We start from the raw sequence: 9,378 nt of genomic DNA, 5'->3' as shown, positions 1-9,378 counted from the left end.
ATATATTATCCTTAATGAGTGTTTTTTTAAAAAAACACTCATTTATTTAATCCATGTAATTTTAGTTGCATCAGGAACAATAAAACCAAGTTTATAAGCTGCAAATATAAAAATACAACCAAGAGCAATTAAAATTAATATTTGTCTTAAAGTCATTTTTTATCCTCCTTTTTATTATTTAGCTATTGATAAATAACCTTTTGAAGCAAAATAAACAATCAAAGGAATAACAATGCCTAATGTAGGTAAAATCCAATATGTAAAAAAACTGCCTAAAGTTAATTTATTTCTTCTAAAAGATTTTTTAATGAAATAAGAACGTCTGTAATTTCTCGCCATTTTAATCTCCTTTTTTATTATTTAATAAGAAAAATATTTTTTAGTATTTAGAAACAATAAGGAAACCAACTTAAAAGTTGGTATTTTTTTTAATGGTTCTTTAATCGCCTACAATATTCAAGGTTTGGGAATGTTTTTGCCTAAAAAAAATGATAAAGATAGAAGAATACCAAATTTACAAGAAAAGATAAATACCGTATTATTGGAATTGGGATTAGTAAAACAAGAAGAAGGCAAATTCCTAGATATTATAGATTTAAAAAATAAACTTAATAGCTTGGAAAAAAATTAGAAAGATTAGCAAATCCAGAAACACAAATTACACATGAAAATGAAGAAATAAAAATAACAACAAAACAAATAGAACAATTAGGAAAAATCACAGATATTGAAACACTAAAAGCAAAACTTAAGGAACTTACAAATCCATTAGAACAAAATAAATCAATTTTAAGTGATAATGAAAAACAAAACTTAATAAATGAAATTGCAAAAACAAAAAAACAAATTACAAACATAGAAAAAATAACCAAAAAATGGGTAGACGATATTTTTGAAAACCATCAAGAAACAATTAATCTAGCAAAAAATAATACTTGGTCACAAATTAGAAAAACTTTTCCATCTTATAAAGAAGGACTTAAAACTACTTTAATTTTGGCTATTGATGGTCTTTTTTTAGGCTTTTTATTAGCTATTTTATGCACCTTAATGAAAAATGCCCAATCCAATAATCCTTATATATTAAAAATTAGCAAAGGAATAAGTTGGATCTTTGATATTTTATTTTTCATTTTAAAAACGATGCCAACAGCAGACCAAGCAATGCTTGTTTATTATGGCATTGGAAACCTTTGTAATAAAGGTGTTATTACTTCTCTTAATGCAGGACTTTTGGTTTTGAGTCTTAATTCTTTAGCAAACATTAATGTAATTTTAATGCAGAATATCAAATTTTTAGATAAAGGACAAATTGAAGCGGCATTGAGTTTGGGAATGAGCCAAAGACAAGTTTTTTCTCTATTGTTTTTCCCCAAGCTTTGAAAAGATCAGTGCCTTTTATTATCCAACAATTCATCACAAACATTAAAGATAGTTCTTTTTTTGCTATGATAGGCGTCTCTGAGTTAACTTTAGTAGCTAAAAATAATACTGGAGTGACTTTTAATCCGATCTTGCCTTTTGCTATGATAACTGGTTTTTACTTAAGTATCATTGTTATTACTAATTTATTAAACAAAAATATTTACTAAAAATATCCTTCATAAATAAATAATTTTTCAAAGTTTTAACACCGAAACCTGATAAAAGGCCATTAGCTAATGTGGTCTTTTTTTGGGTGGCGGGCATGTAAATATTATTTTGGTTTATGATTTTGAGGAAAAAAAACAAAAATCAAAATAAAACTGATATAATATATAAGTATGATATTTTTATCATTTAAAACAAAAAGCTGATGTGGCGGAATGGTAGACGCACTTGACTCAAAATCAAGCGAGCAATACTCATGTCGGTTCGAGTCCGACCATCAGTACCATTAATTTATTTTTATTTATAATTGCATCTATGAAAAGAAATAACAAATAAAAAATTGCATGAATTTCATGTGTTTTTTTATTTGTTTTATTTTTTAAAAAACGATTTGAAACAACAATTTTGATTTCTTGCCTCTTTCTTGCCTCTTTTCCCAATCAACTATTAGGTGGTATTTATTGTGTCTACTCATTCATTTAAAAAATTTATCGAACAAAAAGGTTTTTGCAAAAAATATTTTCAAAATCCTCAAGTAAAAAAAATATCAGTTTGCCAAAAAAGCCCAAAATGGGTTTTACAAATCACATTTAAACATTTACCTTTAGTTTGTGATTTAGCATTTTTTTTAGAACAATTACTCCAAGAATTAACTATTTTATGGAAAAACCAAGCGCAAACCAAGCCTAATTTGCCCCAAATTGAATACCACATCGATTTTGAAAATTGGGATTATCTAGAATCTTTGGCAGAAAGTTATTTTAATTATATTATAACCCAAGCCAGTTTAATAAAAAAATATCATGATTTAGATTATTTTGCAATTCAAAATCACCAAGTAAATTTTCAAAACGGAAAATTTATCATTTTTGTAAATCCTAATGCATTTAAATGTTTAAATAAAAAAATGGGACTTCTTCAAGATTTTTTTTCTAAATTTTATGGTTTTAAAAATGAATTTATCTTATCAACAGATAGAAAAATTGATATCAATAGAAAAAAATCCACAAATATTGAAATCAAAGAATTGCAACAAAATCCGAATCATCAAACCAACTCCAACGAACAAAATCAAGAAAAAAATCCAAATAACAAATCAAATCCAACTTCTCAAACCGATCAAACAAAACAAGCAAAAACAACACCCCAAGCAAAAGCATATAATCATAATAAAGGAGCTTATAATAGCAATTCTAAAATGACAACTAAAGATACAAAAATAAAAGATCTTCCTAAAAATAAACAAGAGCTGGAAGAATTCAACCGTCAAAATCCCAATACTTATGTAATTGTTGAAGGTTTTTTGGCTCATCCTATCAAAGAAGCTAATTTTCAGTATTCTTATTTAAAATTTGTTATAGAAGAAAACGACAATGATTTTTCTATCGAAAATAAAGATGCTATTTTAATTCAAAAAAAAGTGTCCAAAGATGAAAAAGAACAATTTTTAAAAGCCAATTACCAAACTGGACAATTATTTAGAATCACAGCTCGAATTAATTATAGTGCTTGGGACGATGTTCATTTAATGATGACACAATACGAAAACCTAGAATCAGATTCAATTTCGCCTTCATTAATCCGCCAAGACTTGGGTTTTCAAGGCAAAAAAAGAATTGAATTTCACACTCACACTAAAATGTCTAATTTAGACGCCATTAACAGTGCCAAAGAATATTTACAAATAGCAGAATCATGGGGACACGAAGCGATTGCTTTTACGGATCATGACGGCATTTATGCTTACCCCGAAATTAACGAACATGCCAAAAATAAAAAAATCAAACCTATTTATGGAGTGGAAGTTGATTTTATTGAAGAAAAACCTATTTATATCACCAATCAAAAAGAAGATAATTTAGAAAAAGATTTTGTTTTAAAAGAAGCTACTTATGTGGTTTTTGACTTGGAAACTACTGGATTATCTAATGTTCGTGACAAAATTATTGAAATCGCTGGAGTAAAAATTAAAAAAGGGAACAAAATAGGAGAGTTTCAAAAATTTATCGACCCGCAACAAAAATTAACCAAAACTATCACCGATATTACCAATATTACGGATGAAATGCTTCAAGGACAACAAACAATTGACCAAGTTTTACCACAATTTTTAGCTTTTGCCAAAGACTGTGTTTTAGTGGCTCACAACGCTTCTTTTGATATTAATTTTTTAAAAGAAAAAGCAAAAGAACTCAAAATATCTTTGGAACCACAACCCATTATTGATACCATGGCGTTGTCTCAACGTTATTTCAGTAATCTTTTAAAATATTTTTCTTTAAAAAGATTGGCAACTTTTTTCAAAGTCAAATTAGAAGACCATCACCGTGCACTTGCGGATGCCACTGCCACAGCAGAAATTTTTATCAAAATGATTGATCAATTGGCAGATCCAACCAAAGATCCCAAAGACGAACAAGTAATTACTTTTTTTGACTTACAAGAAAAAATCGATCCCAAATACGAAAGACCTTATCACATCAATATTTTAGTGGCTAATCAAACCGGTTATCGCAATCTTTTTGAACTTTTAAGCAACGCTTTAACTAAGGATTTTAACAAAAGCCCTCGTGTTTTAAAATCTAATTTAGATAATTTAAGACAAGGTCTTTTAGTGGGTAGTGGTTGCATGAATAGCAATATTTTTGAAATAGCTCTCAATCAAAACATTTCCAAATTGAAAAAAGCTATTTCTTTTTACGATTACATCGAAGTGCAACCTCCCCAAGCTTATAAACATTTAATTCATGATTTAGGCAAAAACGGGCTTCAAATCATTGAAACTACTCTCAAAACCATCATAAAAGAATCCCAAAAACAAGCAAAAATAGTAATTGCCACTGGGGACGTTCATTATATTCATCCTTGGGAAAAAGATTATCGCGAAATTTATATTAGTGCCAAAATGGTAGGAGGCGGCTTACACAAATTATCTAGATACGAAAATAAAAACTTGCCAGAAAATCACCTTTTAACCACCCAAGAAATGATAGATGCATTTGCCTTTTTACAAGATGAAAAATTAATTTATGAAATTGTAATTGAAAATACTCATTTGCTTAATTCCAAAATTGAAAAAATCAAAGCTTTTTCTTCGGAACTATTTTCTTTCAAAGACGACGCTTTCAAAGCCAACTTACAAATACCAAGCATCAAAGAAGAAATTAAGCGTTTGGTTGATACAAAAGTTAAACAAATGTACGGCGCAACTCCCCACCCTTTAATTAAAGAAAGATTAGATCAAGAGTTAAAAAGTATTATCGGAGAGACAAAAAACGAAAAATCTAATCAAAATATTGCTCCTGTTTATTATTTATCACATTTATTAGTTAAAAATTCTTTGGAAAAAGGTTATTTAGTAGGCTCACGTGGTTCGATTGGTTCTTCTTTAGTAGCAACTATGTTAGAAATTACCGAAGTAAATCCGTTAAAACCACATTATTATTGTCCAAAATGCAACTACACTATTGTCCAATTAAAACCACAAGAAAAAGAACAATATTACAACTCAGAAGAAGAAAAATACCACAAAGAACTTGATAAGGTTTTTTCGGGATACGATTTGCCAAACATGCCTTGTCCCAAATGCGACACTCAGTTCAAAAAAGACGGTCATGACATTCCTTTTGAAACTTTTCTAGGCTTTGAAGGCAACAAAACTCCTGATATTGATCTAAATTTTGCAGGTGATTACCAAAGCCAAGCCCACAATTACATTAAAGAATTATTAGGAGAAAAACACGCTTTTAGAGCAGGAACCATCCAGACTGTTGCCCAAAGAAACGCTTATGGCTATACGATGGGTTTTGTAGAAGAAAAACAAAAACAATGGCGCAAACAAAAAGTAGCCCAAATTGCCAACAAAATCGAAGGAGTTAAACGTTCTAATGGCCAGCATCCAGGAGGAATTGTTGTTGTGCCGCCCGATCGCAGTATTTATGAAGTAACTCCTGTCCAATATCCAGCTAATGACACCAATTGGAAAACCACTCATTTTGATTATCATTCCTTTGAGCAAAATCTTTTTAAATTAGACATTTTAGGACATGATGATCCTATGATGATTAAATTTTTGATGGATTATGTTAAAGAAAATCGAAGAATTTTCCCTTTCACAAGAGCCCAAGATATTCCTGTAGATGATCCCGAAGTTTATAAATTGTTTTCCAACGAATTCAAAATTGATTCTTCTGTAAATCCAGGAAATAAAATCACTATTGATTCTTTGGGTATTCCTGAATTTGGAACTATTTTTGTCAAACAAATGTTAAAAGATTTAACAACCGCTAAAAAAAATTCACAAAAACAAGCAATTAAAATTAATTTTGCTGCTTTAGTAAAAATCTCAGGACTTTCACATGGAACTGATGTTTGGAACCAAAACGCCAGAGATGCTATCAACAAAACAGGCGAATTTGAAAAATACAAAAATAAAACAATTTCTTTTGATGATATAATTGGTTGTCGTGATGATATTATGTTACAACTACAAGAAAAAGGGCTTGATCCTTTAAAAGCTTTTGATATTATGGAATTTATCCGTAAAGGCAAACCCCAAGATGATTTTCAAACATGGAACAAATACAAACAAGAAATAAAAGACAAAGTAGAAGCTTGGTATATTGATTCTGCTGCTAAAATTAAATATTTATTCCCTAAAGCGCATGCCACTGCTTATGTTATTATGGCTTTGAGGATTGCGTGGTTTAAAATGCATGAACCATTAGCTTTTTATAGTGGTTATTTTTCTAAAAGAACAGAACAATTCGACCACCAAACCATGATTAGTAACGATATAAAAATTATTAAAGAAAAATTAAATAAGCTTGCAGAATTGAAAAAAAGTAAAAAAATCAAAGCCAAAGAAGATGCTTTAATAAATACTTTAAAAATTGCCGAAGAAATGGTACATCGTGGTTTTAAATTTTTAACTGTTGATTTTAATAAATCAGATGTTAGTGTTTTAAAAATAGAAGATGGTGGTTTTTTAAGGATGCCACTGCTTTCGCTTGATGGTCTAGGTTTGATTGCTGCTAATAAAATTGTAGAGGCGCGCCAAGAAAAACCATTTACTAAAGATGATTTTGCCACTCGTTCTAAAATTAATAAAACCATTTTAGCCAAAGCAAAACAAGAAAACCTTTTAGATTCTTTAGAAGATGAATGAAATTAAAAAAACAAATAATAAATAAATTTGGTTAAATCCACAAAAATATTAAAGATGATTTTGCTATAATAAATCATTTTGCAAAAAATAAAAAAGGAGGTGATAAAATTGATACCAAATAAAAGATTAGTGTCAGGGATCAAACCAACGGGCGATCTTACTTTAGGAAATTATATTGGGGTTTTAAAACCTTTGCTATATTTGCAACAAAACTTAAAAAATTTTGATTTTTATCTTTTTATAGCTGACTTGCACGCCCTTACTTTTTATCAAGAACCCCAAACACTAAAACAACAAATCAAAAAAATAGCAGCTCTTTATTTGGCAACAGGGCTTGATCCTGAAAAAATAAATTTGTTTGTTCAATCTGAAGTAACACAAAATACTTATTTGGGTTATCTCTTGGAATGCAATTCTTATTTTTCTGAACTACAAAGAATGATTCAATATAAGGAAAAAAGCAAAATTAATGCAGAAGGAATAAGGACTTCTTTATTTACTTACCCCACATTGATGGCAGCTGATATTTTGATTTATGATGCAAATTTAGTGCCTATTGGCAAAGATCAAAAACAACATTTAGAATTAACTAAAAACTTGGCTACAAGATTTAACAATTTATATGGCAATACTTTTGTTGTTCCGGAACCTTTTTTTAATCCTTTGGGTTCGAAAATAAAATCTTTGCAAAACCCTTTGAAAAAAATGAGTAAAAGTGATACGGAAAATCCTAAAAGCTATATTTTACTTTTGGATGATCCTCAAATAATTAAAAGTAAAATTGCCCAAACTGTTACAGATTCCCAAAAAATAATTAAATATGATCCAGAAAATAAACCTGGAATTTCTAATCTTTTAACCATTTATGCTTCTTTAAAGCAAATTAGTATTTTTGAAAGTGAAAAACTTTTTCAAAAAAGTAATTATAAAGAGTTAAAAAATAAAGTCGGTGAAGAAATAATTAATTTTGTTGTACCTTTGCAACAAAAATTTTATCAATTAATTAATAGTGCAAAATTGGATGATATTTTAAATAAAGGAGCCCAAAAAGCTTCCTTGATTGCAGAGAAAAAAATCCAACAGGTACGAAAAAAATTAGGTATTTCAAGGTTTTGATGTATAATATTTATAAATAAAAAAGACAACCTTTTTAGGGTTGTCTTTTTTATTTAATAACTTTTTTTATTGTGTGCTTTAATTACTTGTTGTAAAGCTTTCCAAGGAAGGCTTATACAAGCGACTCTTCCAGGAAAATTAATAAAATGTTTAAATAATAGTAATTCTTTGTCAAGTTGAGTTTCATCATATATTTGATTATTAATCATAGCTAAAAAATGATTTATTTTTTCTAATGTTTGTTGAATTTCTAGATTCTTAAGATGTATAGACATCAAACTTGCTGAAGCGCGACAAATAGCACAAGCTTGAGTTTCGTATTTAATATCTATTAATTTTTGATTTGAGATTTTGATTTGTAATGAAATAGAATCACCACAAGAAACATTTTTATTAGTTATGTTTATAAAATCAGGGTCTTGGGAAAGTCCCCAATTTTGAGGTTCTTGATAATGTTTAATGATTAAATCACGATATAATTTATTTATTTCTAACATTTTAATGCCTTGAGTTATTTATTAAATTTGGAGAAAAAAGTTTGCGTTTTTTTTAAGTTTTTAATTAAAATATCAACGTCTTCTTGATTGTTGTGAATGCCTATAGAAACTCTAATTATACTTGTTTGTTTTAGTTTTTGAGTAGCTAAAAAAGCACAACATCTACCAGTTCTTACATAAATATTTTCCTGAGCTAAAAAAGCTTCTGCATCATGGGCATGAATTTGATTAAAGTTAAAAGTAATGATATTAGAAAAAGCTTGAGGATTATAAATTGTGATTTTAGGAATTTGTTTTAATTCTTTCATTATATTTTGATAAATCTTTTTTTCATGTTTTTGGATGTTTTCAAAACCAATTTCTTCAACAAATTCCAAAGCTTTTTTAAAAGCAAGAATTCCTGAAATATTAGGAGTTCCTGATTCAAATTTATTAGGACCTTCGTTGAGTAAAAAATGTTTTAAAGAAAATTCTTTAATGGAAGTTCCTCCAAATGAAGGAGGTTGTAATTGTTCTAATAAATGATTTTTGCCAAACAAAATCCCTATTCCAAAAGGACCGTATAATTTGTGGGATGAAAATGCTAAAAAATCTACATCTAAAAATTTAACATCTATGGGTAGGTGACTTGATGATTGGGCAGAATCTAAAATAACTAAAGCGTTTTTTTTGTGAGCTAAAGTTGTTATTTCTTTAATGGGAGTTTCGTACCCTAGTAAATTAGAAACATGAGTTAAAACAACTATTTTAGTTTTGTTTGTTAAAACCTTAGCAAAATTTTCTACAGTTATTTGATTCTGTTCGTTTAGGGGAACAAAAATTAATTTTGCTTTTTTTAGTTTGGCTTGTTTAAACCAAGGAAGCACGGAAGAATTATGTTCTAATTCTGATGTAATAATTTCGTCACCTTCTTGAAGGGTTTCTCCTAAGCTTTGAGCTAATATATTTAAAGAATCAGTAGTTCCTTTAGTAAAAATAATTTCTTCTGGTTTGGAATTAATAAAATTA

General features: G+C 28.6%; 8 protein-coding genes and 1 tRNA gene. 6 read left to right on the top strand and 3 right to left on the bottom strand.

Annotated elements, in window-relative coordinates; genetic code table 11:
* Positions 1-174: 174 nt before the first annotated feature.
* Positions 175-339 carry a hypothetical protein gene (locus tag OL66_RS04145; RefSeq protein ID WP_173401686.1) on the bottom strand — a complete coding sequence of 55 codons (165 nt, stop codon included), beginning with the start codon at positions 337-339 and terminating at the stop codon, positions 175-177.
* Between the two features lie 130 nt (positions 340-469).
* Here OL66_RS04145 and OL66_RS03875 point away from each other — a divergent pair, with 130 nt between their 5' ends.
* The 6 genes from OL66_RS03875 to trpS all read left to right on the top strand — a co-directional run bounded on the left by OL66_RS03875 (position 470) and on the right by trpS (position 7,873).
* On the top strand, positions 470-631 hold the full coding sequence (locus OL66_RS03875; RefSeq protein WP_156956354.1) for a hypothetical protein: 162 nt from the start codon (positions 470-472) through the stop codon (positions 629-631).
* Positions 632-996: 365 nt separating this feature from the next.
* Positions 997-1,383: an ABC transporter permease subunit gene (locus OL66_RS03640; protein ID WP_052177948.1), complete on the top strand. Its 387-nt coding sequence runs from the start codon at positions 997-999 to the stop codon at positions 1,381-1,383.
* Complete coding sequence (locus tag OL66_RS03635) at positions 1,380-1,592, top strand: hypothetical protein (protein WP_052177947.1); 213 nt, start codon at positions 1,380-1,382, stop codon at positions 1,590-1,592. The genes OL66_RS03640 and OL66_RS03635 overlap by 4 nt, the downstream gene beginning before the upstream one ends.
* Positions 1,593-1,791: 199 nt before the next feature.
* Positions 1,792-1,876, top strand: a tRNA-Leu gene (locus OL66_RS02485).
* A 165-nt stretch (positions 1,877-2,041) separates the two neighbouring features.
* Positions 2,042-6,757, top strand: coding sequence for a PolC-type DNA polymerase III (locus OL66_RS02480; RefSeq protein ID WP_173401685.1), 4,716 nt, complete (start codon positions 2,042-2,044; stop codon positions 6,755-6,757).
* A gap of 111 nt (positions 6,758-6,868) precedes the next feature.
* On the top strand, positions 6,869-7,873 hold the full coding sequence (gene trpS / locus OL66_RS02475) for a tryptophan--tRNA ligase (RefSeq protein WP_034172321.1): 1,005 nt from the start codon (positions 6,869-6,871) through the stop codon (positions 7,871-7,873).
* 53 nt (positions 7,874-7,926) lie between these two features.
* On the opposite strand, the gene sufU is transcribed toward trpS, so the two are convergent.
* Positions 7,927-8,370 carry a Fe-S cluster assembly sulfur transfer protein SufU gene (sufU, locus tag OL66_RS02470; RefSeq protein ID WP_011160818.1) on the bottom strand — a complete coding sequence of 148 codons (444 nt, stop codon included), beginning with the start codon at positions 8,368-8,370 and terminating at the stop codon, positions 7,927-7,929.
* A gap of 14 nt (positions 8,371-8,384) precedes the next feature.
* The coding region (locus OL66_RS02465) for an aminotransferase class V-fold PLP-dependent enzyme (RefSeq protein WP_034172320.1) at positions 8,385-9,378 on the bottom strand (994 nt) is incomplete at its 5' end.

Origin of the sequence: Chrysanthemum yellows phytoplasma (genome assembly GCF_000803325.1) — a bacterium.
GTDB lineage: Bacteria > Bacillota_I > Bacilli_A > Acholeplasmatales > Acholeplasmataceae > Phytoplasma > Phytoplasma asteris.
The sequence above is the reverse complement of the archived record's forward strand: the minus strand, read 5'-3'. Positions and strand labels throughout refer to the sequence as shown.

Excerpts from the sequence above, each read along its gene's own strand:
- OL66_RS04145 (WP_173401686.1), bottom strand. The coding sequence starts at position 339 with ATGGCGAGAAATTACAGACGTTCTTATTTCATTAAAAAATCTTTTAGA.
- OL66_RS03875 (WP_156956354.1), top strand. The coding sequence starts at position 470 with ATGTTTTTGCCTAAAAAAAATGATAAAGATAGAAGAATACCAAATTTA.
- sufU (WP_011160818.1), bottom strand. The coding sequence starts at position 8,370 with ATGTTAGAAATAAATAAATTATATCGTGATTTAATCATTAAACATTAT.